Consider the following 26276-nt stretch of genomic DNA (forward strand, 5'->3'; position numbering starts at 1 on the left):
GGCGGGTCAGGCGAGGAAGTTCTTGAGTTCGTGGACGAGCTTGCGGATATGGCCGGAGATCACCGGGGTGCCGAGGGCCTTGAAGCGTTCCCGGAACCAGGGGTTGACCTCCTGGCGGCCGGAACTGGTCACCGAGCCGACCGGGATGAATTTCACGCCGGAGCGGTGGACGGCCTCGATGGCCTCGAACAGCGGCTGGGAGCGGTCGAACTCGTAGAAGTCCGAGATCCACACCATGACGGTGTTGCGGGGTTCGGCGATCTTCGGGCGGGCCAGGGCCATGGCGACGGGTCCGTCGTTGCCGCCGCCGAGGTTGGTGCGCAGCAGCGCCTCGAAGGGGTCGTTCACCCAGGGGGTGAGGTCGATGACCCGGGTGTCGTAGGCGATCAGGTGGACGTCGACCTTGGGCAGTCCCGCGAAGATGGACGCCAGGATGGTGCAGTTGACCATCGAGTCGACCATGGAGCCCGACTGGTCCACGACCACGATGAGCCGCTGGGGCGTGGTCCTGCGCGCGGTCTGGCGGTAGTAGAGGCGGTCGACGTAGAGGCGTTCTTCCTCGGGGCTGTAGTTGGTGAGGTTCTTCCAGATGGTGCGGTCGAGGTCGAGGTTGCGGAAGACGCGCTTGGGCGGGACCGAGCGGTCGATCGTGCCGACCGACGCCTTCTCGACCTGGGTGCGCAGGACCTCGGAGACCTCGTCGACATAGCGGCGGATGAGCGACTTGGCGTTGGCGAGGGCGACGCCGGACAGATTGCTCTTGTCCCGCAGAAGCTGCTCGATCAGCGACATGCTGGGGGTCAGCCGGGCGGCCAGCTTCGGGTCGGCGAGAACCTCGCGCAGGTGCATGCGCCGGACCATCTCGCCCTCGATGGCGCCGAGCTCGGGGCCCAGCGACGGGATCAGGCCGCTCGCGTCGAACCCGGTGCCGCCGCTGCGGCTGGGGCCGCGGCCGCCGCGCAGGTCGCCGGGCGAGCAGCCGAGGGCCCGCTCCAGCCAGCCGGCGTCGGACTGCCAGCGGGCGAGCTGTCCGGCGGTGACGGTGCCGGAGCCGGTGGCGAAGACGTTCAGCAGGACCTTCGAGACGAGGGCCGCGCGGCGCACCTCGGCGGCCCGCTCGCGGGTGCCGTCGCCGCTGTCGGCCGTGTCCTCGGGGACCATCAGCGCGTCGAACTCCTCGGCCAGTTCGGGATGGCGCTGGACGATCGAGTCGATGGAGGCGCCCGGGTCCAGCAGGGCGGGCGGCAGGCCGATGTCCTCGACGACGGCGAGGCTCGCGGATTCGAGCGTGGCCTGCTCCTCGGGGTCGAAGAGGCGGGCCAGCAGGCGCCAGTACAGGGCCTGACGGCGGTTGGCGTCGGCGTCGACGGCGGGGAGGTGGTCGGTCATTTCCGCAGCAGCCTTCCGGCGCGCTCGCGCAGCACGGTCACGGCGTCGGTGGCGGCCTTCTCGGCCTTGACGCCCGTCTTGTCGGTGGTGCCGCCGGCCCATGCGCCCGCGTGCACGGCGACGGTCTTCCTGCGCACCGTCGTCTCGACGGCGAGGGGCTGGAGGGTGAAGGTTCCGCCGTCCCAGCGCAGCAGTCCGATGCAGGCGCTCGACGCGGCGACGGCGTCGGGGGTGAGCGGTCCAGCGGCCGGGACGCGGTCGGTGTCGACGGGCAGCGGCTGCCCGGCGAGGCTGAACGTCACCGTGTCGCCGTCCTGTTCGACGCCGTAGCCCTCCAGGAACACCGGGGCGGCGATGCCGGCCGGGTGCCGGTCCAGGGGTGCGGTGGGCGGGGCGCTCGCGGTGGACAGGGCGACCCGGGCGGTGGCGAAGGCGTCGGCGGGCTCGCCGGGGCGGGCGTGCTCGTCGTCCCACAGGAGGTCGCCGTCGGCGGTGAGGGGCATGCCGGTCAGCTCCATCGCGCGGCCCTCGCCGACGGCCGCGAGCAGCGCCAGGTGCGGCCGCAGCAGCTGCCATACGCCGGCTCCCACGACGGTGTCGGGCTTGGGCGCGGAGACGCTCGCGCGCACCAGGCGGGGTGTGCCGCCGTCCTCCGGTTCGAACACGGCGTGCACCTGGGCCTGGACGGCGGTGGCGTGTTCGTGCAGGTCGACGCCGAGGGGAAGCAGCCGGCCGGTGGCGGTGCCGGGTCCGGCCGGACGGGTGGCGCCGGGCAGGGTGAGCAGCAGGGCGCGGGCCCACAGGTCGCCCCAGCGGCGGGCCGGGACGCGGTCGAGGGTGGCGCCGGGGCAGGAGGCGGCGAGTTCGGCGGCGAAGCCGTCGAGGAGGGCGGCCGGGCGGCGCAGCGCGGGGTCGGGGAGCATCGCCGAGACGATCGGCGCGGCCCCGGCGATCAGTTCGTGGTCGATGCCCTGCCAGCCGCTGCGGGCGAGGTCGCACAGCCAGGTGCGGGCGGCGGCGAGCACGTTCGCCGCGTGCGGTTCGCCCGGCCCGGCCGGGGGGTCCTCGGCGCGGGTGCGGCCGGTGGTCTCCTCGATCCGGACGGTCAGGGCGTCGTGGACGGAGCCGAGCAGGGCGCTGCGGGCGGCGGCCAGGGCGACGAAGTGGTCCTCGCCCGCGGTGCCGGAGGCGGCCTTGTCGGCCGCCTCGGCGACGCGGCTCGCCAGCGGCGAACCGGCGACCGCGTGGGCGAGTTCCGCGAGGTCGGCGGCCTGGGCCGGCTGCGGGCGCAGCAGGCCCGCTGCGAGCGCGCGGTCGAGTGCGTCCACGGCGGCGAGGGCCTCGTCGACCCCGGGGACGGGCTCGGCGAGCGGACCGGTGCCCTCGCCCGTGTCCGCGCCGGCCGCGCGCGGCGGCTCCCCCGCCGTCGCCGCGCGGGTCGGCGGGAACCACTGCATCTCGGGCAACGGCGCGGTGGTCGGGGCCAGTTCGAGATAGGCCAGGTGGCGCAGGAAGCGGCTGAAGACGGCGGCGGCCGCCTTGCTGTCGGCCTGCGGCGGGCGGGCGCCGGTCATCGCGGCGGTGAGGGTGAGCGCGTCGGGTTCGGCGTCGGCGGTGTCCACGCGCAGATAGCGGGCGACGCGCCGGCCGCCGTACTGGAGGACCGCCTCGGTGACCAGGGCGCGCAGATGGTTGCAGAACGACCCGCGCGCGCCGCCGCAGGGGCGGTTGTTGTTGGTGCTGCACGCGTACGCGTACGTGCCGGCCGCGACCGACGAGACGTAGACCCGCTCGATGTCCGAGCCGCTGGAGACCACACCCTGCAGACGTCCGTCGGCCAGTTCGACGAAGGGGACCTTGGCGAGTTTGCGAGGCCGTGCGGGCGGGATCACCCGCGCGGTACTCGACTTCTCCCAATCCGACAACGCGCCAGCTCCTTTGCAGCACAAGGGGAGATCACCGCCGGATCGGCGGGACGCGATGAAACATAGTGGCGACCACTGACAACGCCCTCGGGACGCCGCGGGGCGCGCAAGGGGCGCCCGGGGGCGGGGCGTTGTCAGTGGCGCGGGTCAGAATGGGGGCATGAACGCGATACCGCCGAGGAAGGGGGTCCGCGGGTGCTGCGGCCTACGCGGCGTCCGGCCGCCGGCGCGCGGCGGACCGTACGCAGATCAGGGCGAGCCCGGTGACGGTGACAGCCGTCAGTGTCACGGCCGTGGCCGCACGGCGCCGGTGGTGGGTGCGCCAGGACAGGGTGGCGCCGGACGACTGGGCGGACAGGGCCGAGCCGACGCTCAGCCACGAGCCGGCCGAGGCGAGGGATCCGGCGGAGCCCACGGACCCCACGGAGAGCACACTGCCGACCGAGGCGATGGACAGGACGCTGCCCACGGAGCCGATGGAGAGGAAGGAGTCCACCGAGCCGATGGACAGGGCCGACCCCTTCGACCACAGCGAGCGCCAGGAGCCGTGGCGGCGGTTGCCGATCGTCATACGTCGATCCTGCCAGACCCGGCGTAGTTCTTCAGGTCGTCCGCGGCACCGCCGTCACGCGGTCATCCGACGTCCCAGAGGAACCGGTGGGTGTGGATGGCGAAGTACGGGAAGGACTGCACGGCGCTCACCCCGTCCACGGTCCGCACCACGTCGTTGACGAAGTCCAGGAGGTCTTTGGTGCTGGGGGCGACGACCTCGGCGAACAGGTCGAATCCGCCGGAGGTGAGGACCGAGTACACGACCTCGGGATGCTCGGCCAGCGCGTCGGCGACGGGGCGGGGGTCACCGTCGACGCCGATGCCGAGCAGCGCCATGGCCTGGCCGCCCATCGCCATCGGATCGGTCACGCCGACGACCTGGACGGCCCGCGAGTCCAGCAGCCGCTGAAGGCGCTGCCGGGCCGCCGAGGCGGACAGGCCGACCTTCGGGCCCAGGTCGGCGTACGCGATACGTCCGTCGGTCTGCAGCTCGCGCAGGATGGCCCGGTCGATCTCGTCCACGTGTCAGTCCCTTCGTGCGCCGGCCGGCTCACCTTATCCGTGCTGGTCAGCCGGCCAGTTCGGCCAGGGCCGCGGCGAAGACGTCGGTGTGGGTGTCCACGTCCCGTTCGGTGGTGTCGGGACACATCAGCGCCATGTTGTGGAAGGGGGTGAGCAGGATGCCCCGGTTGGCGAGGTACAGATGGAGGAAGTCCTCCAGTTCGGTGTCGCCCGCGGCCGCCGCCTCTGTGCCGGTGCGGGGCGCGGGGTCGGCGAAGCGGTACTCGGTGCGGGCGCCGAGCCGGCTCACGGACCAGGGCAGGGCGTGCACGTCGATGGCCGCGCGGACGCCGGCCTCGAAGCGTTCGGCCAGCTTCGCCATCGTGGTGAACGCCTCGTCGGTCAGGACGTGTTCGAGGGTGGCGCGCATCGCGGCGACGGACAGGGCGTTGCCCGCGAGGGTGCCTCCGACGCCGCCCATGTCGACGAGGTCCAGGTCGTCGCGGTCGAGAAGGCGGTCGGCGAGGTCGGCGGAGAGGCCGTAGGCGCCGGCCGGGATGCCGCCGCCGATCGCCTTGCCGATGGTGAGGACGTCGGGTTCCAGGTCCCAGGCGGCGGTGCAGCCGCCGGGGCCGGCGGAGAAGGTGTGGGTCTCGTCGTTGATCAGCAGCGCGCCGTGGCGGCGGGTCAGTTCGCGCACTCCGGCGAGATAGCCGGGCTCGGGCAGGACGATGCCGATGTTGGTGAGGGCGGGCTCCATCAGGACGGCGGCCACATCGCCGTGGGCGAGTTCGCGCTCCAGTTGCTCCAGGTCGTTGAACTCGGCGACGCGGCTGGTGAGGGTGACGTCGCAGGGCGCGCCCACGTTGCCGGGGCGGGCGGTGCCGGTGCCGTCGGGGCCGGTCACGATGAGCGACTCGTCGACGCTGCCGTGGTAGCAGTAGCTGTTCACGAGGATCTTGGGCCGGGCCGTGACGGCGCGGGCGAGGCGGATCGCCCAACGGTTGGCGTCGGTGGCGGTGAGGGAGAAGCTCCAGCGGGTCAGGCCGAAGCGGCGGGTCAGCTCCGCGCCGACCCACTCGGCGTCCTCCGTGGGCAGCATGGCCGTGGCACCGCCCAGGTCGGCGAAGCGGTGCTGGACGGCGGCGGCCACGACCTCCGGCGAGTGGCCGGCCATGGCGCCGGTGTCGCCCAGGCAGAAGTCGATGTACGTGTGCCCGTCGATGTCGGTGACCCGGGCGCCGCGGGCCGAGGCCAGGTAGCGGGGGAAGGCTCCGGCGGTCTTGTTCATCCAGGTCATCGGCACCCTGCCGAAGAGGTGCTCGGCACGGGCGAAGGCGGCTTTGGAGCGGGGATTTCCGGCGTCGGCCTCGGCGATCTCGCGGGCCAGCAGGTGACGCAGTCGGGCACGGTCCATGGCACACCTCGATCGGAGGGATGAGCGAATGGGCGCAATCTACGATTGATTCCATAGGTGATTCAAGGGTATGCGCTTGAATCGATTGCCAGAACGCTCGAATCGAGCGCCCGATCCCTCCTCGCGACACGCGAAGCACCACCAGCTCGCCTCCGGCATCCGACGCCCCGCCGGCCCGCCCCCGGCGACCGTCAGCTCGCCTCCGACTCCCCGCGGACCTTGGCGATCGCGGCCACCAGGTGCGTCCGGGCCTCCTCCGACGGCTCCTCGCCCTCCGCGGCCGCGACCAGACCGCGAGCCAGGTGATGCAGCTTGGTGTTGGCGTGCTGGGAGGCCGTGACCAGAACCTGCCAGGCCTCGTCCGCGCTGAGAGCGAAGGAGGCCATGAGGATGCCGCGGGCCAGGTCGATGTCGGGGCGCGTCTGCATGGCGCGCCGCAACTGGACGACCTCGACGCGCAGCTCCCGCAGCGCCTCGGTGTCGCCGTCCGGCCCGCCCGTGCCGTCCGCGTGGGCGGCGAACAGCGCCCGGGTGCCGCTGAGGTCGAGGAGGCGGTCCATGCCGGGGGACGAGTCGACGATGACGATGGTCTTGCCCTCCTTCATGGCCCGGCGACGCAGGGCGAGCAGGACGTTCAGGCCGGAGCAGTCACAGAAGGCGACTCCCCCGAGGTCGAGGTCGACACCCTCGACCGCGGTGGTGAGGGCGGCGCGCAGGGCGCGTTGGAGCGGCTGGGCGGACTCGAGGTCCAGTTCGCCATGGACCGCCACGACCACGCGCTCACCGACGGACCGGTGATCGATCCGCAGTCCCGGCTTCCGACGTGCGGAGGGGACACCGCCCGCCTCCAGGGGCACTACGGCGTCCGCAGCCCCGGGCCCGACCTCGTAAGCGGGCTCCACGACGACCACCTCTCCCGGCCTCTGCCCGTTTCCCGTCCTTACAGGGTTCCCCGGGACCCGTCATACGTCAACAGATACACGAAATTAAGTTCCTTCTTTGGGCTTCGTGAATGTCCAGTCGTATGCTGAGGCCATGGAAGGAGTGCCTGAGCCGCACAACGGATGGACGTTCCTGACCAATCACGCGCGCGTCCTGGCGGCGATCGCCGACAACCGCAGCGCACGGATCCGTGACATCGCGGCCCGCTGCCGGCTCACCGAGCGCGCGGTCCAGAAGATCATCGCCGACCTGGAGGAAGCCGGTTACCTCTCGCACACCCGCGAGGGGCGCGGCAACACCTACACGATCGAGCCGAGCAAAGTGCTGCGCCACCCCGCCGAGTCGGGGCTGACCGTGGCCGCACTCCTGTCACTGCTCGTACGGGACGAGGCGTCGCGGGCCCGGGAGGCCGACATCCAACCCCAACGACCGTGACCACACGGGTACTTGGCGTGACAAGAGACGAAGGTCACGAATACGTATCGGACATTCGAGGCTTCAATCTTCACATCAGTCACACAAGTTGGTTAGGTTGACGCCGGGCAGTGCGACCGACGGCCCTCTCAACCGCCTGACGGCACACAGGTGCTGAACCTTTCACGTCAGGCGGCGCACGGAAGGAGTACGCCGCTCATGGCGACGGATCGAAGCCAGGACGCCGACCGGCCGAGCAAGGCGGAGATCCAGCGGCGGGTCAACGCCCTTTACGACCGCGCCGAGAGCGACACCGGGACCTTCAACGCGACCCGCGCGATGTCGTCACCGACGCGGCGCGGGGCGGGTGGCGGCGGTGGGCGGGGGTCCGGTGACCCCGGGCTCGAAGCGGTGGCCCGGCAGTGGTTCGACGCGGCGCGCGGCAAGCTCGGGCCGACCGTACCGGCCGCCCTGCCACGCGATCGCATGCCCGAGCGCCCGGCCGTGGCTCCCCGTCCGCCGAAGCCGGCGGCGCGGCCCGCCGAGACGTCCTGGGCACGGGAGTTGGAGGGGGCCGAGCGGCGGGTTCCCGAGCTGACGGCGAGGGCCGTGGCCGCGCTTCCCCCGGCTCAGGAAACGGCCGTCATGCCGACCCAGGAGACGGCCGTACTCCCGACGCTGCCGGCCGTACCGGAGCTTCCTCCGAGACCGGACCCCGTGTCGCCCCTTACGACCGGTTCCGTGTCCGCTTCCTCGTCCGCCCCCGCGGCGGATCCGCTGTCCGCTCGCACGGCCGACCCCTTGTCCGCTTTCACGTCCGACTCGGTGTCCGCCCTCGCGGGCGACCCCGTGTTCCGCAGGGGAACGGCGTCGCCCACGCTGGACCCCTTCTTCAGCCCGGCGGCGCCCGCAGCCGCACCCGCAGTGGACCCCGGCATCCCCACGGCGTCACCCCTGGACGCGGGGCCCACGATGGACCCCCTCTTCGCCCCGGCTACGGCGCCCGCACCCGCAGTGGACCCCGGCTTCCCCACGGCCTCACCCCTCGACGCGGCCCCCACGATGGACCCCCTGTTCGCCTCCGCCGCGGCACCCGCACCTAGGACGGCCCCCCTCTTCGCCCCGGCCGCCGCGCCCACAGCCGCACCCGCAGTGGACCCTCTCTTCGCCCCGGCCGCCGCACCCGCACCCACCCCCGCGATCCGGCCCACGGCCACTGCCGCCCCCGTCCCCGCCATGGACCCCGGCATCCGCCCCGCGGCCCCCTCCGCTCCCGCCCCCACGGCCGGGCCGACCGCGGGGCTCGCGTCCGCTCGGCGTCAAGGGGCGCTCAAGAGCGCCAAGGAGGAGATCGGGCGCAAGCTCAACGCCGCCCGTGAGGTGATGGCGCGGGCGACCGCGCAGCCCGCCGCCCCCGCGACGGCCCCGGTGCCGGCCGCCGAACCATCCTGGGACACGGGCGAGTTGCCGGTGTACGGGGGCGGTGGCGCGCAAGTCCGGCCCGCGCAGCAGCCGCCCGCCTACGCCATCGGGGCGCAGCCCTCGGCCGCCGTCCCCTTCGCGGGCGGCGACACCGTCCAGGCTCCCGCGCCGGTCCTTCCGCCCACCGCGCCCGCCTACGCCCTCAAGGCCGAGAGGGTGCTCGCCTTCGCCCGCGAGCAGATCGGCAAGCCCTGCGTCTGGGGCGCCAAGGGGCCCGGCTCCTACGACTGTTCCGGCCTGACCCAGGCCGCCTGGAAGGCCGCCGGTGTGCCGCTGCCCCGGACGACCGCCGAGCAGGCGCAGATCGGCACGGCGATCGACCTGGCGGACCTTCAACCCGGCGACCTGGTCTTCTTCTTCGACGGCCTGAGCCACACCGGTCTGTACACGGGCAACGGCATGATGATCCACGCACCGGGTCCGGGCGCCTTCGTCCGCGAGGAGTCGATCCACCACGCCGGCCAGGACGCGATCCGCGGCGCGATCCGACCCGCTTGAGTCCCGCCCCCGCGCGACCCCCGCCCGGCCGAGCCCTCAGCCGGTGGCGGAGTTCGCGCGCATCCGGCCCCTTCGGGCGTTGTTGTACAGGCGCAGGAGGTGCTTGGCGACCGCGCACGGCACCGTGTCGACGGCGCACTGGCGGCAGGTGCGCATGTGCTGCTCGTAGTCGGCGTGGGCTTGGTGCAGCGAGTCCTCGTGCGAGGGCATGGGGGTCCTCCGAGCGGGGCGATGACAGGGTCGGTGGGCGCGGCACGCAGGCATGCCCCGCCCCGGAAAAGAAGTTGATCATGTTACTGAGGGTAGTGGAAAACCCGATTCCGTCACCCGTTCCCCGCCGCTCGCGGGCGCGCCTCAGCGCGTGTGGAACAGCGTCCTTGGAGGTGTGACGCCGGTGACACCCGCGACCCCGAGGACCACGGCCGCCGCGCCCGTGCCGAGGAGGGCGCCCGCGATCACATCCCCCGGATAGTGGACCCCGGTGTGGATCCGGGAGTACCCCACCGCGGCGGCGAGCAGTCCCAGCGGAACCGTGGCCGCCGGGAAGACGGGGCCGACCGCCGCCGCGAAGGCGACCGCCGAGGCGGTGTGGCCGGAGGGGAAGGACGCGGAGGCCGGCATGGGCACGTGCCGACCGGGGAACGGTGAGTCCTCGGCCCGGTGGGGACGAGGGCGCCGGACGAGCTTCTTGCCGGCCAGATTGGCGGTCGCCGAGGCAATCCCGATCGCGGCGACGCCCAGGGCGGCGGCCCGCCTCGGGCGCCCCGGAACCAGGGCGAGCAGGCCGGCGGCCGCGAAGGACAGCTTGGAGTGGTCCGCGGCTCTGGAGAGCCGGCGCAGCGCCGAGTCCAGGGTCGGCGTCCGGGTCACGGTCACGGCCTCGTAGAGCGCCTGGTCGAGCGCCGCGAGGTCATGCATCAGAGGCGCTCCGGGCGTACGGTTCGCGATCCGGTGGTCAGGCATCGCCCGCTCCTTGCTGGTCTGGGCCGGGGGCCGCCGGTCGGACGTCGACGGCCGCGCTTGCTGTCGTGGGCAAAGGCCGACGGACGGGGCCGCCGGCGCGTCGCTTTCCGGGACGAGGGCCGCTCACCCACCGTCGGCTCCCGTCCTCGCGTTCCGTAAGTCAATGATCAAGCATCTCGCGCCTCCTCGCCGGTGTCACCGCCGGGCCGGGCGAAGGCCAGACCGACGATACGGCGCCAGTCGACGGCCGGTGGGGCGTACGTCGCGCCGGGGCGGCGGCGTGGCACCCGCACCCGGAGCCTGCCGGAGCGCAGCGTGCACACCACCGGTGTGGGCAGGGTGAGCGCCTCGCCGTCGACGGCGACCGGCACCACCCGGATGTCGGCCGTGACCTCCACGCGCCGGGCGGTCACGGAGGTCACGCTCCCGGCCCGTTCGCCGCGCAGGGCGATCTCGGCCGCCTGGGCGGCACCGTCCACCCGGAGGCCGATCACGCCGAGCCTGCCCGAGTCCAGCCGGTGTCTTCGGCCGCCGCCGAGCGGGTCGGCGCGGGCGTAGGGGTTGTTGCTGACCAGGACGGCCTGGGGCGCGTGCAGACGGGTGGCGTCGGCGCGGACGTCGAGGACGGCGCCCCCGTCACCCAGCAGCAGGTCGGGCAGGTGGTCGAGCGCGGTGGCGGCCTTGGCGTCGCGGTAGTCGGGGGACTGCACGATCTCCGCGTACGCCCCGAAGGAGACCGTGTTGACGAACGGCCGTCCGCTCACCTCGCCCAGGTCGACGCGGAGTTCGACGCCGTCGGTGAGCGCGTCGAGGCCGCGGGCGGGGTCGGTGCGGTCCAGGCCCAGGTCCATGGCGAAGTGGTTGCGGGTGCCGGCGGCCAGGACGAGGAACGGCAGCCCGGCGTCGGCGGCGACCCCGGCGACCAGCGCCTGCGTGCCGTCGCCGCCCGCGACCCCGAGCAGGTCCGCGCCGTCGGCGACGGCCCGTCGGGCCTCGGCGACCACGTCGGTGCCGCCGTCCGGATCGAGGAGGACCACCCGGGCGCCGAGTGCCTCGGCCCGCGCGACCAGGTCGTGCCGTTCGACCTTGCCGCCGCCGGAACGCGGATTCATGATCAGGACCGGCCTGCGCGGCGGCGGGGTGCGACGACTGCGCATGCCGCGCGGTCTGCGCAGCCGGTGCAGGGCGGCTCGGGCGCTGGCCAGCGCGGCACCCCACAGGGCGACCGCGCCCGCCGCGATCGGCCACAGCCCCGACAGGGCGTACACGACGACTACGCCGACCGGGGCGCCGACGGCGAGTACCGTGCCGAGCAGGCGGGCTCCGCCGCGGTGGGACAGGGCCCACCACAGCCCCGCGCCGGCCAGGGCGAGTCCGGCGAAGCCGCCCAGCAGCACCAGCCATCCGCCGGCCGCCGCGACCGAGCCCACGAGCGCGGCGACGCAGACGACGAGCAGCAGCGCGAGGCGTGCCCAGCGGCGGGCGCGGCGCACATCGGCGTCCCGCGCGGTCGCCTTGTCCTCGGCCGTGTCCTTCACCGTCACCCCGCCATCCTGTGTGCGATCTTCGTGCCGCCGTGTCCGGAGAACGTCCCGGGCCGCCGATCAGTGCCCGGCCTCGCAGCAGGCGGGCGTCCCGGTCGTGAGCCTGCAGTAACAGGATGCCTCGATCGGCACGTCCGCAAGGGCGCGGGCGAGCCTGAGCTGCTGGGCCACGATCCGTGCCTCGCCGTCCTTGCCCAGCAGCACCAGGCACTCGTGCAGGCCGTGCAGCGACCAGACGTTCCCGGGGTGCTGGGAGGCGCGCGGCAGCGTGTCGTCCAGGCCCAGGTCGGCGCGGTAGACCGCCTCGGCCTCGGCGACGCGTCCCTGTTCGAGCAGCAGGGCGCCGTACGCGTGCCGGGTGGGCTGCATCCACCCCCAGGGTTCGTCGTAGGGAAGGCCGTCGTCGAGGGCGATGGACCGTTCGAGTGCGGCGAAGGCCCGGTCGAAGCGGCCCGTGCGGTACTCCAGTTCGCCGTCGAGCATCGCGGAGGCGACGGCGAGGATGTCCCGGCAGGTGTTGTTGAACAGCATGCGCGACTCGGGGACGCGGTCGACGGCCGCACGGAACAGTTCCCGTTCGGCCTCGGCCTCGGTGACGCGGCCGGTGGCGGACAGGGCGACCCCGCGCGCGTAGTGCGCCATCGCGGTGGTCACGCGGTACAGGTCCGGATCGGCGGGCAGGGGCAGCCGCAGGATGTCCGCCCAGCGGCCGAAGCGGATCAGCACATGGACCCGCATGGCGAGGAAGCCCTCCAGCCAGTCGGCCATGGGCGGGCTCTGCACGCGCAGCAGGGCCTCGGGGATGGACTCCTCCAACTGCCGCGCGGCCTCCAGCGCGGTGGCGTACTGGCCGAGGAACATCGCCCCGTAGATCTTGAAGTGGTGGTTGTGCGACCGGTACAGGGTGTAGAAGTTCATCGCCCCGGTACGCGCGCGTGTCTTCTCGTCGGCGGCGATCGCGGCCGTGTTGTCCGACACCACGCGGCGGTAGTCGCCGCAGAGGACCTCCAGATGCGACGGCATGTGCTGCAGGTGGCCCGCGTCGGGGACGAGGCCGCGCAGCCGGTCCGCGGCCGGCAGGGCGGCCTCGGGCGTCGGGGACATCTCCATCAGGTGGATGTACAGATGCAGGAGACCGGGGTGCCGGTCCGCTCCGTCGGCGGCCAGCGCCCGCTCGAACACCCGCTGGGCCTCCAGCGTGCGGGCACCCTTCGCGGGCCCGCCGGTCCCGAGGTCCCACAGCTGCCAAGGCGTGAGATTCATGAGGGCGTCGGCGTACAGGGTGGCCACGTCGAGGTCGTCGGGGGCCAGTTCGTGCACGGCGCGCATGGCGTCGGCGTAGGCGTGGTTCCACACCGAGCAGTCCTCGACGGCCCGGGCCTGCGGGTAGCGGGCGCGCAGCGCGCCGATCAGGGCCCGCTCGACCGGCGTGGCGCGGACGGACCTCTCGTGGGCGCGCTCGACGGCGGCATGGGTGCGTTCGACCGTGTGGACCAGGTCCTCGCCGTCGAAGAACTCCCACGGTTTGTTGTAGTTGGGGCCGAGCGCGTAGGCGATGCCCCAGTGGGCCATGGCGCAGTCGGGGTCGGCGCGGGCCGCCGCCTCGAAACAGGCGACGGCCTCCTCGTGATGGAAGGCGTATGTCCACACCAGGCCGCGGTCGAACCAGAGTTGGGCCTCGGGGGACGAGGTGGTGACGGTCCTGCCGTGGCCGCCGAGGTCGTAGTACCGCCCGTACTCGGCCGGCTCGTCGTACTGCGTGCGCTCCATACCTCCCTCATACCGCGCCCCGGCCCGCCCGGGGGAGCTCCCGCCGCCGGGAGCACCCGAACGAGCCGGGCGCGGCACGGACTCAGAAGGTACGACGTCCCGTGCGGCGCAGCAGCAGGACGACACCGGCGATCACCAGGAGGCCGCCGGCCGCCGCGGGCCACATCGAGGTGCCCGTCTCGGCCAGGTCGCCCTTCACCGCCTGCGTTTGGGTGCCCTCGCCCTGGGCGGAGGCGACCGGTGTGACGACACCGGGTGCGGCGGCCTGAGCGGCGCCACCAGGCGTGCTGCCGTCACCCTTCGCGCGGTCGTCACCACTCGTGCCCTGGCCGTCGGACGTGGGTACGGGGGACGAGGTCGAGCGGGTGGTGGACTGGGCGTAGACCCGGGGCTGGGCCTGGGTGCCCGCGCCGGTGTCGACCAGACCGTCGCCCTGGGGCGCTTCGGTGCTCGGCGCGGGCTGCTGCTGCCCCTGCTGACCACCGTTGTCGGCGCCGTTGTCCTGGCCGGAACCGCCGGAACCGCCGGAACCGCCGGACCCCTGGGAGCCGTTGTCCGCACCGGACCCGTTGTCCGACCCCTGGTCGCTCCCGGAACCGGCGCCGTTGTCGCTGTTGCCGGCACCCGTGTCGTCACCCTTGCCGCCGCCGGAGCCGCCGGACCCGTCGCCCGTCCCGGCCCCGCACCGCCGGCCCTGGTTGATGCAGTCGACCATCTGCCCCATCAGCCGCTCGTCGAAGACGTTGATGAAGTCGCCGTGGTCCGTGACCGGCTTGTGGAGCTGCTCCGGGAAGGAGTCCACCGCGAACAGCGGCGTCGTACGGCCGCCGTCGTCGAGGCTCGGCGCGTCGACGTCGTAGACGATCCGCTGGACGAGCTGCGGGATGGCCCGGAAGCCCTGCGGGCAGGTGCCGTCGTCGCCGGCGAAGGCCACGTGCGTGCGGTGGTTGGCGCTGTCGATGTTGCGGCCGTCCCAGCAGCTCTGGAAGCGGAAGGTGCGCACGACGTCGCTGCCCTGGGGGCAGAGCGGGTACTTCTCCTTGAGCTGACGGTCCTCGAAGCCCGTGCAGCTCCAGGACGCGTTGGCGTTGGTGGGGCCGTTGACGAAGGCCTTGGCGTCGCCGGTGATGATGCGCAGCAGCCGGGGCATGGCCGTCACCTGGCCGCGCGGGCTGCCGACGAAGGTCAGGGTGACCGCCTTGGGAGTGACGATCTGGCCCGCGTTGCCCTCCGTGCCGCCGCCGGGCGCGTCGGCGTCCCGCTCGCGCGTGCCGTTCTGCAGCCGCAGAACGGGCCAGTAGTACGAGGACTTGTCGCCCTGGTCCGCACAGCTGGTGTCGGCGTCGGCCAGGTCGTCGTCGGAGGCGAAGGCGTTGTTGGACTGGTTGCCGACGTAGTCGTGGAAGTGGTGGGCGCCGTTGCTGACGCCCGGGGCGACGATGACGTTGTCGGAGTTGAACAGGCCCTGGGCGTTGACTCCGCAGCTGGTCACGAAGCTGCCGCGGGAGGCGTTCGCGTCCGGCGCCGGCGTGGCCGCGGCGGGCGGGGCAGTGGTGATGTCGGCGTAGTCGGCGGCCACCGGTCCGTTGCCGGCCTGGCCGCCGTTGCCCTGGCCTCCGTCGCCGGATCCCTGGCCGCCGCCGTTCTGGTCGCCACCGTTCTGGCCGTCGCCCTGACCGCCGTCGCCGTTCTGCCCGTTCCGCTCCTCGGCGGTGCGCAGGGTGCAGGCGGCGAGGTCGTCCAGGCCCTCGGGGCGGTCGCCCACCCGGTCGACGGCCTCCGCGATGCGGTCGATGGCGGCTTCCCGCTTCTCCTTCAGCGGGTTCATCACCGCGTTGTCCGCGAACGAACTGTCCTGCCGCACGGCGTCGGCGGATTGCTGCAGTTGCTGGTACGCGGCCGCTATCTGCTGGTCCAGGAGGGCGAGTTCCTTGTCGACCTCGGCCTTCGCCCCGTCCGGGACGTCCGTCAACCCGGCGCCCACGTCGGGGCAGTCGATGGTGACGGCGCCGGTGGTCCACGGGCCGTCGGGGCCGCTCTCGCTCGCGGAGGCGTACACATTGGCCGCCACCAGTCCTCCGCCGCCCAGGATCAGGGCGACAGCCGCGAAGGTCGCGCGTCGTCCACCGGTCGGGCGCCTGCGCCTGTTGTGTGCCAAGGAGTGCTCCTACGCGTCGTGGGCGGCGTCGGACTACAAATCCCCCCGGCCCTATACGGAACGGGGCGCCGCGGTGTTCAACCGCCTCGCGGATTCACAGAAATTTCTCATGCGGCCGGTACGGCGGTTCGGGCACCCCCGGTCAAGGGCCCAACGGCCCCCGCCCGGGCCGACCGACCTCTGGACGCCGTCCCGCACGGCGATGATCATGGCGTGCGCCGGGTAACCGGCGGGTCGGGAAGAGTGAAGAGTCAAGGAGAAGGGACGGCCGGAGTGATCGCTGTCGTGGGGCATCCCCATCTCAGCGAGGGAACCCTCGCGCTACTGGAAGAGGAACTGCGGTCCCGGCTGGCGGCCTTCGCGCAGGCCGGGCGGGCGGGGCTGGTCCGGGTGGGGCGGGGCCTGCCCGTGGCGTTCGGACGCGCCGCGCGGGAGGCGGGGCTGGCGCTGGTGACCGTGCTGCCGTCCCGCAACGGCGTGCCCGCGCAGCTCGCCGAGCCGGAACGCAGGGCCGCCGGGGAACTGCTGCTGCTCTCCCGGCAGGTGCGGCTGCTGGAGTACGACCCCGGCGACCGGGGGGCCTGTGTCACCGCCGATGAGAACCTGGTGCGCTCGTGCAGCGGCCTGCTCGCGGTGTGGGACGGCTCACCGTCCAACGGCCAGGACGCCACCGCCCATCTGGTGGCCTACGCCCGCAGCCACGGCGTGGACGTCGAGGTGCTGTGGCCGAGCGGCGCGGAACAGGCACCGTCCGCCTGACCGGCCCGCCCCTGCGGCGCGGCCTCTGAACGCCGTACGGCCGGAGACGACCGACGGGCCCCTGATGCCGCGCCGCCCGCCGGCCGTCCGCGGCTCAGGGCGTCCGCCCGCGTTCCGGTGCACCACCCGCACGGCTCATGACGGCGGATCCGGGACACACCGCACGCCCTGCGGGCACCGACGCGGCGCCCACCGGCCGACGGAGGGACACGGGCCCGGGCACCGCGCCACGACCGGCGGAGGACGGCACCGGGGCCGGGACGGTGACATGACCGGCAGGGGCGACATCCGGGGCGCTGCCGCGCCCGGCAGAGGCGACATCCGGGCCACCACCGCGAGCGGCCGCGGCGTAGTCGGCCACGCCGCTTCGACCGGCAGCCACAGGCGCAGGCACCACCCCGCCGAGGCCGGCCGGGGTCGTGTCCCGGGCTGTGTCGCGGCCGGTGGGGGTGGGGGGTGCGGCGAAGCCGTGGGCGGTGTTCGCGGCCGTCGGCTGGGGCACGGTCACCGGAGTCGCGGGACCGGCGAGGCGCTGTGCCGTCGCCCGGCGGCCGTCCCAGGGCCACAGCTCCCGCAGTCGGCGGCGCCAGCCCTCCCCCCGTCCGTGGAGCAGTCCGAGGACTATCGCGGCGCCGACGGCGATCAGATGCTCACGGCCGGCCAGATTGGGCTTGGCGATCGACTCCAGCACCATCGAGCCGCCGGTGAGCGTGAACACGATGGGGGCGCGCCGGATGACCGAGATGTAGGTGAACAGGCCCACCACGGCGGCCGACGGGCCCGTGTCGAGCACCTGCCCGGTCTCGGGCGGCAGGCCGAATCCTCCCCAGCCGGGTCCCACGGCCATCATCACGCGCGCGGTGAGCGTCCCGGCGAGCGTGGTGACGTAGGCGACGGCGAGTGTCCTGCGCCGGCCGAGGGCCAGCTCGGCCAGGGCGAAGGCGAGGAAGAGCTGGGTGATGCCGGCCCATACGGGCAGGTCGAGCGCGGGGACGTAGAGGGAGACGGGAGTGCGCAGCAGGGCCAGCCACAGCGGCAGGTCGCCGCGCACTCCGCCGAGGATCCGGACGACGGTCGCGCCGGTCGGGTTCTGGGCGATCGCATGGAAGAAGATCACGCCGCCGCAGGCGACGACCGCCAGCAGGAACGCGGACGGGCCGCGGCGCCACAGTTCACGCACGGGGTCGACGATGATGCCCCGCAGCTCGCCGCGGAGTGTGCGGCCCACCCATGCGACGGCCCGGAACAGCGCGGACCGCGCCCGCACGCTCCCCTCCCGCCGCTCCATCTCTGGACGCAAAGGCCCCCCAATCACTCACCACACAGCATGTCGTAAAGATCGATTCTCATCCCGGGAAGGGCGACATCGATCGCGGGCACTCCGGCAGACGCCAAAGACGCCCGTCGGGTTCAGTCCGGGATGCCTGTCTGTGACCGATGTCGCGTGCCGAGGCAGATGGCGAAAACGCTTCCTACGGCGACGGCCGGAGGATCAACGCGCGTAGCGACTGGGCTAGGGTCACCGCCGTGGATCTTCATGCCGAGCTCATACGGACCCCGATCGGCTTACCCCGAGGGGCCGCCGCATGACCGGGTCGGTGCACGCGGACGCCCCCGCCGCGGCCGGCCCCGCGCCGACGCTGCTGGCCGACGGCCTCCTCGCCGACCACCTCGCCCTCTCCGTCCCGGAGGGCACCCGGACGGTCGTGGCGCGGTACGACATCCCGCCGGGCGAGTCCTTGCCCTGGCACTACCACGAGGGGCGGGTCGTCGCCGTCGTCACCTCCGGCACTCTCACGCGGACCCTGGCCGACGGCTCCGAGTGCGTGACACCGGCCGGGGAGTGCATCGTGGAGCCGGTGGGGCCGCGGGGCGTCCACCGGGCGGAGAACCGGGGCGTCGTACCGCTCGTCCTGCACGCCGTCTTCTTCGTGCCGCAGGGCAGCCCGCTGGCCACACCGGCGGCAGCCCCCGGCTGACGGTCGGCCCAGCCCCCGCTTGCGCCCTCTCCGGGGACCAGGGCTCCGTATCGAACCGTCGGTTACAGTGCCCGCCGGTGTCGAGAGGAGACAGTGCGGTGCGCTTCGGGGTGGGGAACGTGTGGCGGGGGTGGGCGCGGGTGGCCCTGGTGGCGGCGGCCGCAGGGGTGCTGACCGGCTGTTCGGGCGGCGGAGGCACGACGACCTCCGCGACGGGATCCGCGGCGGCCTCCACCGGCGTCCCGGGTGCCGTTGCCGCGCGGGGCGGCACCATCGGGGCCCCAGGATCGGCCTGCGCTTTGCCCGTCACCTTCGACGTCGCCAAGAGCTGGAAGGCCGAGGCCGTCGATCTCGGGTCGTCCGCCGGCTCCACCGCCCCGGCGGACGAGCTCGCCGACATGGTCCTGCGTCAGGGCCCCGTCAGCCTGGTCTGCGAGATCGACGCCAAGCCCGCGGGCGACATCGGCTTCCTTCGGGTGTGGACCGGTGAGCCGGGCGACGCCGACGCGCGTCATGTGCTGGAGGCGTTCGTGCGGGCCGAGGGCGACGCGAGCGACGTCCGGTACCGCGCGTTCAGGACCGGCGACCTGTCCGGAGTGGAGGCGGAGTACCGCACGAGGATCGACGCCCTCGACGAGACCACGACCCGGCACGCGCTCGCGGTCACCGCACCCGACGGTCCGGTCGTCCTGTACCTCGGCGGCCTGGACGACGACGAGCACCGGAAAATGCTCCCGGCCTACGAACTCGCGAAGCGCACCCTGCGCATCACCGGCTGAGTCCCGGCGCTCGGAGCCATCGTCGGCGCGGGTCCACGCGGTGTGCGGGTCGGGCGCGGGGACGCGGCGGCGGACCGGTGCGGTGCCGGGGGCCAAGCCGTAGGAGATGCCCGCCCGCGCGGGGAGGCGTGAGACACGCGACGGACGCCCTCTCGGCCCGTCGAACACCCCCCGGCCCGGCTCCCCCGCACGCACGTGAAAATGCATGCCGGCGGGCGGGTGAGCCGGTGCCCGGGATGCAAAGCATGTCGTCCGGGGCGCATTCTTGCTGTGCCACCCATGCGCCACGGACGAGGTAGGACCGATGACTGGGAGCGCCGGGGACGAGCGGGAGCCGCCCGGAGGGCCGGCCGCGCTGCTGAGCGGGGTCGCGACCGACGCGCTGAGCGCGGCGGGCGGCCTCGCCGGGGGCGTGTACCTGTGCTCCCGCAGGCCCGGGCTGCTCAGGCTGGCCGTCCTCGCGGGGCTGCCGGGCCCGCTGTTCCGTCCCTGGTGGCGGCTGCACGTGGACCGGCCGTTCCCGGTGGCCGACGTCCACCGGCTGGGTGTCCCGGTGGTGCTGGCCAACGCGACGGAGACGATGCGCCGGTATCCGCAGTTCGCGGCGGGGCTGCCGTACCAGTTCGGAACGATCGCCGTACCCGTGGTGGCCGGCGACCGGGCGTACGGCGTGCTGGCCGTACTGCGTCCGGCGGCCGCCGACGCCGCGCAGCTGGTGGCGGAGCGCGACCGGCTCAGTCTGCTCGCCGAGGAACTCGGTGCGGCCCTGGCCGGTCTGGAGGCCGTCGGCACGCCGGTCACCTGGGACGACGAGCCGCTGCCCGTGCGTCCGCCGGCCACCGCGGCGCCCCCGACGCGCATCGGCCACTTCGTATGGGATCCGGCCAGCGACACGGTTTCCGCCGACCGACCGGCCCACGCCCTCCTCGGCCTGCCGCCGGACACCTTCCCGGCCCCGCTGGACACGCTGAGCGCCGCCGTCGCGCCCGTGGACACCCGCCGCCTGCCCGACCTCCTGCGCGAAGCGGCCCGGGGCCACCCACCGCCCCTGCCGCTGCGCGTCCGTACGACGGACGGCAGCCCACGCCTCCTGGAACTCTGCGCACCCCTCGGCATCACGCCCGTCACACCCTCCGAGCGCGTACGTTCCCCCGCCTCCCGCAGCGGCGCGGCAGGGCCGGAGCGACCGATCGTCGGCATCCTGGTCGACCCGGACCCGGTCCCCGTCGGGGACGCCGCCGATCTGCTGCCGCAGGGTGTGTTCTGCGTCGATCGGCTCGGCCTGGTCGTGTACGCCAATCCGAGGGCCGCCGAGCTGTTCGGGCTGCCCCGGTCCCGGCTGCTCGGGCGGCCGTTGTGGGACGCCGTACCGTGGCTGGACCAGCCGGCCTTCGAGGATCATCTGCGGGCCGCCCTGCTGGCGCCGCAGCCGGTGCACTTCCGGGTACGGCGGTCCGCGCCGGGCACGTACGAGGGCGACTGGCTGAGCGTGTCCGTGTATCCGGGGCCCGACCTCCTCACCTGCACCGCCGCACCCGCGAACCGTATGCCGGACCGGTCACCCGGGACCGAGCCGGCGCCTGCGGAGGGGCCCGCGTCCGAGGCCGCCGCCCTCGTGCACCGGCCCATCGTGCTGGCGATGGCGCTGACCCGGGCGGTGACCGCGCGTCAGGTCTCGGCGGTCGTCGTGCAGGAGCTGCTCCCGGCGTTCGGCGGCCGCCGGCTGGCCATCTACCTGCTCCAGGAACGGCACCTGTACCTGGCGTGGGAGACCGGCTTCCCCAAGGGCTTCCTGGCTCCGTTCGAGGGCGTGGGGCTCGATGAGCAGCTGCCGGGCGTGGAGACGCTCACGACCGGCCGTCCGCTGTTCTTCGACTCGATGCGGCAGCTCGCGGACGCCTATCCCGGCATCGCCCTGGACGCGACCGAGGGCGCCCGCGCCTTCCTGCCGCTGATCGCCTCCGGCCGCCCGGTCGGCTCGTGCATCCTTGGCTTCGACCGCGAGCGCAGCTTCAGCTCGGAGGAGCGCACCGTCCTCACCGCGCTCGCCGGCCTGATCGCGCACGCCATGGAGAAGGCACAGCGCTACGAGACGGAGGCGGCGGTCGCCCGGGGCCTCCAGCAGGCGCTGCTGCCCCACCGGCTGTCCACGCACCCTGGGGTGGAGACCGCGGGCCGCTATCTGCCGGGCACCGAGGGCATGGACGTCGGCGGTGACTGGTACGACGTCGTGGAGTCCGGGGACGGGCTCGCGCTGGTCATCGGGGACGTGCAGGGGCACGGGGTGCAGGCGGCGGCGACGATGGGGCAACTGCGCAGCGCGGTCAGGGCGTTCGCGCTCGGTGACCGGCCGCCGGAGGAGGTCATGGGCGGCACGAACCGCCTGCTCATCGATCTCGATCCCGGCCAGTTCGCCAGCTGCTGCTATGTCCGTCTGGATCCGGCGACCGGGCTGGCCCGGGTGGCGCGCGCCGGACATCCGCCGCCGCTGCTGCGCGCCCCGGACGGCCGGACCCGGGTCGTGGACCTGCCGGGCGGAGTGGTGCTCGGGGTGGACCCGCGCGCCCACTACCCGGTGACGGAGCTGCGGCTGGAACCCGGGGCGATCCTGGCGCTGTACACGGACGGGCTGGTCGAGCGGCCCGGCGGCGACATCGACGACGGGATCGGCGCGCTGCGGCTGGCCCTGGACCGCTCCGGGGACCTGGCCGCCAGGGCGCTGGGGGCGGTCGCGGACCGGCTCACCGCGACGGCCCGTCAGGCCGCCGACCGGCCCGACGACATCGCGCTGTTGCTGGCGACCCGGCGCGGCGCCGCCACGCACGGCGACAACAGCGGCGCGGAGCCCGTGTGAGGGGTGGTTGCCGTGACCCTCTGTGACGCCCCTCGCCTCGCGGGGCCGGGCAGTGTAGACATGGGCTCATGGCCCGACTTCTGGGGCGATCGGACACCCGGCCCGCCCGTCGCCCCCGCGGACCGCGCGCAGGGCGTACTCCCGAGTGTGCCCGACCCCGAGGCGAGCGCGAGGTGATCCGGCGACGCACCTCCTCCGCCGCCCCGCACCCGGCGGGCCGGCCGGGACAGGACGGGGGGCGGCGCCGGACGCTGGGCGGGCGCAGCCTCGCGGCACAGGTGTTCGTGCTCCAGGTCGTCATCGTGCTGCTGCTCGTCGTGGCGGCGGTGGTGGCGCTGGTGCTGCAGGCGCGGCGCGACAGCACGACGGAGGCCCGCAACCGCTCCCTCGCCGTGGCCGAGACGTTCGCGAACTCGCCGGGCATCGTCGCGGCCATCAACTCCGATCATCCGACGGCGCTGCTGCAGCCCCGGGCGGAGGCCGCCCGCAAGGCCACGGGGGTCGACTTCATCGTCGTGACGAACACCGAGGGCATCCGCTACACACACCCCAAGCCGGACCGGATCGGCAAGAAGTTCGTCGGCAACATCGCGCCCGCCCTGGCCGGGGGCAAGGTGGTGGAGGAGGTCGACGGCACGATCGGGCGGCTGGTGCAGGCCGTGGTGCCGGTCAAGGATGCCCGGGGCCATGTCGTGGGCCTGGTGTCGTCCGGGATCACCACCCGGCATGTGGGCGGTACCGCCGACCGGCAGCTGCCGCTCGTCCTCGCCGCGGCGGCGGCCGCCCTCGCCCTGGCCACGTCGGGCACGGCGCTGGTCAGCCGGCGTCTGGAGCGTCAGACGCACGGGCTGGGGCCCCTTGAGATGACCAGGATGTACGAGCATCACGACGCGGTGCTGCACACCGTGCGCGAGGGCGTGATCATCGTCGGCGGCGACGGCCTGCTGCTGCTCGCCAACGACGAGGCGCGCCGTCTGCTCGACCTCCCCGAGGACGCCGAGCGGCGCCATGTGCTGGACCTGGGCCTGGATCAGGACACGGCCGGGCTGCTGGCCTCGGGCCGGGTGGCGTCGGACGAGGTGCATCTGGTCGGGGACCGGCTGCTGGCGATCAACCAGCGGCCCACCGACCTGGCCGGCGGGCCGCCCGGCAGTGTGGCCACGCTGCGTGACTCCACGGAGCTGCGCGCCCTGTCGGGCCGGGCGGAGGCGGCCCGGGAGCGGCTGGACCTGCTGTACGCGGCCGGGGTGGGGATCGGCACGAGCCTGGACGTCACCCGGACCGCAGAGGAGCTGACAGAACTGGCGGTGCCCCGGTTCGCGGACTTCGTCACCGTGGATCTGTACGACGCGGTGCTCGCCGGCGATGAGCCGGAGCGGGGCAGCGTGCTGCGCCGGACGGCGCTCGGCGCGATCCGCAAGGGCGCGCCGCTCTACGCGGTGGGTGAGCAGATACGGTTCGTCGACTCCGCCCCGCAGTCCCGCAGCCTCGTCGAGGGCCGGCCGCTGCTGGAGGCGCGGCTCGCCGAGTCGCCGGGCTGGCGCGCGCAGGACCTGGAACGCACCGAGCAGGTCGTGGAGTTCGGCATCCACTCGCTGATCACGGTGCCGGTGCGGGCGGGCACCCTGCTGCTGGGGGTGGTGAGTTTCTACCGGTCGGAGCGGCCCGCGCCGTTCGACGCCGAGGAGCTGGCGCTGGCGGAGGAGCTGGTGGCGCGGGCCGCGGTCTCGATCGACAACGCGCGCCGCTTCACCCGCGAGCACGGCCTGGCCGTCACCCTCCAGCGCAGTCTGCTGCCGCGCAGCCTGCCCGACCAGAACGCCCTCGACATCGCCTACCGGTACCTGCCGGCGCAGGCGGGTGTCGGCGGCGACTGGTTCGACGTGCTGCCGCTGTCGGGCTCCCGGGTGGCACTGGTGGTGGGCGATGTCGTCGGGCACGGGCTGCACGCGGCGGCCACGATGGGCCGGCTGCGCACCGCCGTCCACAACTTCTCCGCCCTGGACCTGGCGCCGGAGGAACTGCTCGGGCTGCTGGACGAGTTGGTGGCGCGCATCGACCAGGACGAGACGGGCGACGGGGCGAGCGGTCCCGTGTCCGGCGCGACGTGTCTGTACGCCATCTACGACCCCGCGGCCCGGCGCTGCACGATGGCGCGCGCCGGTCATCCGCCGCCCGCGCTGGTCCACCCCGACGGGCGTGTGGAGTACCCGGAGGTGCCGGCCGGGCTGCCGCTGGGGCTGGGCGGGCTGCCCTTCGAGACGGCCGAGCTGGAGCTGGCTGAGGACAGCAGGCTGGTGCTCTACACCGACGGGCTGGTCGAGGACCGGGATCGGGACATCGACGAGGGTCTGGAGCTGCTGCGCGGCGCCCTGGAGCGGTCCGACGGTTCGCCCGAGCACACCTGCCGGGTGGTGCTGGAATCGATGCTGCCGGAGCGCCAGAGCGACGACATCGCCCTGATCGTGGCGCGTACCCGGGCGCTCGGTCCGGACGCGATCGCGGAGTGGGACGTACGGGTGGACCCGGCGGCGGTCGGCGAGGTGCGGGCGGCGGTCTCCCGGCAGCTGGCCCGCTGGGAGCTGGAGGAGCTGTCCTTCACCACGGAGCTGATCCTGAGCGAGCTGGTCACCAACGCGATCCGCTACGGCAACGGCCCCGTGCGGGTCCGGCTGCTGCGGGATCGCACGCTGATCTGCGAGGTCTCCGACGGCAGCAGCACCTCGCCGCATCTGCGGTACGCGGCGATGACGGACGAGGGCGGCCGGGGGTTGTTCCTGGTCGCGCAGATCGCGGAGCGCTGGGGCACCCGCTACACCCCCACCGGGAAGATCATCTGGGCCGAGCAGCCGCTATCATGATGTCTTGGGGTACTCATAAAAGAGCCTTATGAGCCCATAGACCGGACCCGCGTACCGGGTTAGGCATGCCTTAGCTTAGGCTTCCCGTCGAGTCGATCAATCGCCGCTCGAAGGGAACTGATCATGCCCCGCCCCCTGCGGGTAGCCATCGTCGGAGCCGGCCCCGCCGGGATCTACGCCGCCGACGCGCTGCTCAAGTCCGATGTGGCCGCCGACCCCGGTGTCTCCATCGACCTCTTCGAGCGCATGCCGGCCCCGTTCGGACTGATCCGCTACGGCGTGGCACCCGACCACCCCCGCATCAAGGGCATCGTCACCGCCCTGCACCAGGTGCTGGACAAGCCGCAGGTCCGCCTCTTCGGCAACGTGAACTACGGCACGGACGTCCACCTGGACGACCTGCGCGCGTTCTACGACGCGGTGGTCTTCTCCACCGGCGCCATGGCCGACCGCGAGCTGCGGATCCCCGGCGTCGAGCTCGACGGGTCCTACGGCGCCGCCGACTTCGCCTCCTGGTACGACGGCCACCCGGACGTGCCCCGCACCTGGCCGCTGGAGGCCGAGAAGGTCGCCGTGCTCGGCGTGGGCAACGTGGCGCTGGACATCTCCCGCATCCTCGCCAAGACCGCCGACGAGCTGCTGCCGACCGAGATCCCGCCGAACGTCTACGACGGCCTCAAGGCGAACAAGGCCGTGGAGATCCACGTGTTCGGCCGCCGTGGCCCGGCGCAGGCGAAGTTCAGCCCGATGGAGCTGCGCGAGCTGGACCACTCCCCCACCATCGAGGTCATCGTCAACCCCGAGGACATCGACTACGACGACGGCTCGATCGAGCAGCGCCGCTCCAACAAGCAGGTCGACATGGTCGCCAAGACGCTGGAGAACTGGGCGATCCGCGATGTCGGCGACCGCCCGCACAAGCTGTTCCTGCACTTCTTCGAGTCGCCGGTGGAGATCCTCGGCGAGGACGGCCGGGTCGTCGGCCTGCGCACCGAGCGCACCGAACTGGACGGCACCGGCAACGTCAAGGGCACCGGCCGGTTCACGGACTGGAACGTCGACGCCGTCTACCGCGCGGTCGGTTACCTCTCCGACAAGCTGCCGAAGCTCCCCTGGGACATCGACTCCGGCACCGTCCCCGACGAGGGCGGCCGGGTCATCGAGGAGACCGGCGCCCACCTGCGGTCGGTGTACGTCACCGGCTGGATCCGGCGCGGCCCGGTCGGCCTGATCGGCCACACCAAGGGCGACGCCAACGAGACGATCGCCAACCTCCTGGACGACTACGCGGGCGGCCGACTGCACACGCCCGCCTCGCCCGAACCGGAGGCCGTGGACGCCTTCCTCGGCGAGCGCGAGATCCGCTTCACCACCTGGGAGGGCTGGTACAAGCTGGACGCCGCCGAGCGCGCCCTGGGCGAGCCGCAGGGCCGTGAGCGCGTGAAGATCGTGGAGCGCGAGGACATGCTGCGCGAGAGCGGCGCGTGAC

At 73.5% G+C, this 26276-nt stretch carries 20 protein-coding genes and 1 pseudogene; 8 read left to right on the forward strand and 13 right to left on the reverse strand.

Annotation, left to right across the window (positions count from 1 at the left end):
* Positions 1-6 precede the first annotated feature (6 nt).
* The 7 genes and pseudogenes from ACZ5NW_RS20040 to ACZ5NW_RS20070 form a co-directional block, all read right to left on the reverse strand.
* Positions 7-1389 (reverse strand): VWA domain-containing protein, encoded by a 1383-nt coding sequence (locus ACZ5NW_RS20040; protein WP_468745196.1) that lies wholly within the window; start codon positions 1387-1389, stop codon positions 7-9.
* Positions 1386-2846 carry a serine/threonine-protein kinase gene (locus tag ACZ5NW_RS20045; protein WP_468745628.1) on the reverse strand — a complete coding sequence of 487 codons (1461 nt, stop codon included), beginning with the start codon at positions 2844-2846 and terminating at the stop codon, positions 1386-1388. The genes ACZ5NW_RS20040 and ACZ5NW_RS20045 overlap by 4 nt, the downstream gene beginning before the upstream one ends.
* Positions 2820-3281, reverse strand: a pseudogene (locus ACZ5NW_RS20050) (hypothetical protein); the annotation flags it as partial. The pseudogene ACZ5NW_RS20050 and the gene ACZ5NW_RS20045, both read right to left, overlap by 27 nt.
* Before the next feature lie 238 nt (positions 3282-3519).
* Positions 3520-3885, reverse strand: coding sequence for a hypothetical protein (locus ACZ5NW_RS20055; RefSeq protein WP_468745197.1), 366 nt, complete (start codon positions 3883-3885; stop codon positions 3520-3522).
* A 62-nt stretch (positions 3886-3947) separates the two neighbouring features.
* A complete protein-coding gene (locus ACZ5NW_RS20060) occupies positions 3948-4388 on the reverse strand; it encodes an Lrp/AsnC family transcriptional regulator (protein WP_468745198.1) in 441 nt (146 codons plus the stop codon).
* A 46-nt stretch (positions 4389-4434) separates the two neighbouring features.
* Positions 4435-5784 carry a transaminase gene (locus tag ACZ5NW_RS20065; protein ID WP_468745199.1) on the reverse strand — a complete coding sequence of 450 codons (1350 nt, stop codon included), beginning with the start codon at positions 5782-5784 and terminating at the stop codon, positions 4435-4437.
* Between the two features lie 191 nt (positions 5785-5975).
* The gene (locus ACZ5NW_RS20070) at positions 5976-6686 is read right to left on the reverse strand and encodes an anti-sigma factor antagonist (RefSeq protein ID WP_468745200.1); all 711 of its coding nucleotides are present in this window, start codon (positions 6684-6686) and stop codon (positions 5976-5978) included.
* A 133-nt stretch (positions 6687-6819) separates the two neighbouring features.
* Between ACZ5NW_RS20070 and ACZ5NW_RS20075 the strand changes: the two genes are divergently transcribed.
* Together ACZ5NW_RS20075 and ACZ5NW_RS20080 are read left to right on the forward strand one after the other, a co-directional pair.
* A complete protein-coding gene (locus ACZ5NW_RS20075) occupies positions 6820-7161 on the forward strand; it encodes a helix-turn-helix transcriptional regulator (RefSeq protein ID WP_468745201.1) in 342 nt (113 codons plus the stop codon).
* Positions 7162-8292: 1131 nt separating this feature from the next.
* A complete protein-coding gene (locus tag ACZ5NW_RS20080) occupies positions 8293-9120 on the forward strand; it encodes a C40 family peptidase (RefSeq protein ID WP_468745202.1) in 828 nt (275 codons plus the stop codon).
* A 36-nt stretch (positions 9121-9156) separates the two neighbouring features.
* On the opposite strand, the gene ACZ5NW_RS20085 is transcribed toward ACZ5NW_RS20080, so the two are convergent.
* From ACZ5NW_RS20085 to ACZ5NW_RS20105, 5 genes are all read right to left on the reverse strand, one after another.
* Entirely contained in the window at positions 9157-9330 is a 174-nt protein-coding gene (locus tag ACZ5NW_RS20085) for a hypothetical protein (RefSeq protein ID WP_468745203.1), read from the reverse strand.
* 144 nt (positions 9331-9474) lie between these two features.
* Positions 9475-10083, reverse strand: a complete 609-nt coding sequence (locus tag ACZ5NW_RS20090; RefSeq protein ID WP_468745204.1) for a phosphatase PAP2 family protein — start codon at positions 10081-10083, stop codon at positions 9475-9477.
* Between the two features lie 167 nt (positions 10084-10250).
* Positions 10251-11621, reverse strand: coding sequence for a diacylglycerol/lipid kinase family protein (locus ACZ5NW_RS20095; RefSeq protein WP_468745629.1), 1371 nt, complete (start codon positions 11619-11621; stop codon positions 10251-10253).
* 66 nt (positions 11622-11687) lie between these two features.
* Positions 11688-13397 (reverse strand): hypothetical protein, encoded by a 1710-nt coding sequence (locus ACZ5NW_RS20100; protein ID WP_468745205.1) that lies wholly within the window; start codon positions 13395-13397, stop codon positions 11688-11690.
* A gap of 82 nt (positions 13398-13479) precedes the next feature.
* Positions 13480-15555 (reverse strand): DUF1996 domain-containing protein, encoded by a 2076-nt coding sequence (locus tag ACZ5NW_RS20105; protein ID WP_468745206.1) that lies wholly within the window; start codon positions 15553-15555, stop codon positions 13480-13482.
* Between the two features lie 273 nt (positions 15556-15828).
* Between ACZ5NW_RS20105 and ACZ5NW_RS20110 the strand changes: the two genes are divergently transcribed.
* Entirely contained in the window at positions 15829-16314 is a 486-nt protein-coding gene (locus ACZ5NW_RS20110; protein ID WP_468745207.1) for a hypothetical protein, read from the forward strand.
* 94 nt (positions 16315-16408) lie between these two features.
* Here the strand turns inward: ACZ5NW_RS20110 and ACZ5NW_RS20115 are convergent, their stop codons facing one another.
* The gene (locus tag ACZ5NW_RS20115; protein WP_468745208.1) at positions 16409-17581 is read right to left on the reverse strand and encodes a hypothetical protein; all 1173 of its coding nucleotides are present in this window, start codon (positions 17579-17581) and stop codon (positions 16409-16411) included.
* 319 nt (positions 17582-17900) lie between these two features.
* Between ACZ5NW_RS20115 and ACZ5NW_RS20120 the strand changes: the two genes are divergently transcribed.
* The 5 genes from ACZ5NW_RS20120 to ACZ5NW_RS20140 all read left to right on the forward strand — a co-directional run bounded on the left by ACZ5NW_RS20120 (position 17901) and on the right by ACZ5NW_RS20140 (position 26275).
* Entirely contained in the window at positions 17901-18293 is a 393-nt protein-coding gene (locus ACZ5NW_RS20120) for a cupin domain-containing protein (protein ID WP_468745209.1), read from the forward strand.
* Positions 18294-18370: 77 nt separating this feature from the next.
* A complete protein-coding gene (locus ACZ5NW_RS20125; protein ID WP_468745210.1) occupies positions 18371-19072 on the forward strand; it encodes a lipoprotein in 702 nt (233 codons plus the stop codon).
* 304 nt (positions 19073-19376) lie between these two features.
* Complete coding sequence (locus ACZ5NW_RS20130; protein WP_468745211.1) at positions 19377-21926, forward strand: SpoIIE family protein phosphatase; 2550 nt, start codon at positions 19377-19379, stop codon at positions 21924-21926.
* A gap of 68 nt (positions 21927-21994) precedes the next feature.
* Positions 21995-24787 carry a SpoIIE family protein phosphatase gene (locus ACZ5NW_RS20135; RefSeq protein ID WP_468745212.1) on the forward strand — a complete coding sequence of 931 codons (2793 nt, stop codon included), beginning with the start codon at positions 21995-21997 and terminating at the stop codon, positions 24785-24787.
* Positions 24788-24910: 123 nt separating this feature from the next.
* Positions 24911-26275 (forward strand): FAD-dependent oxidoreductase, encoded by a 1365-nt coding sequence (locus ACZ5NW_RS20140; protein WP_468745213.1) that lies wholly within the window; start codon positions 24911-24913, stop codon positions 26273-26275.
* Position 26276: the final 1 nt, after the last annotated feature.

It is taken from the genome of Streptomyces sp. NPDC032126, assembly GCF_055580085.1.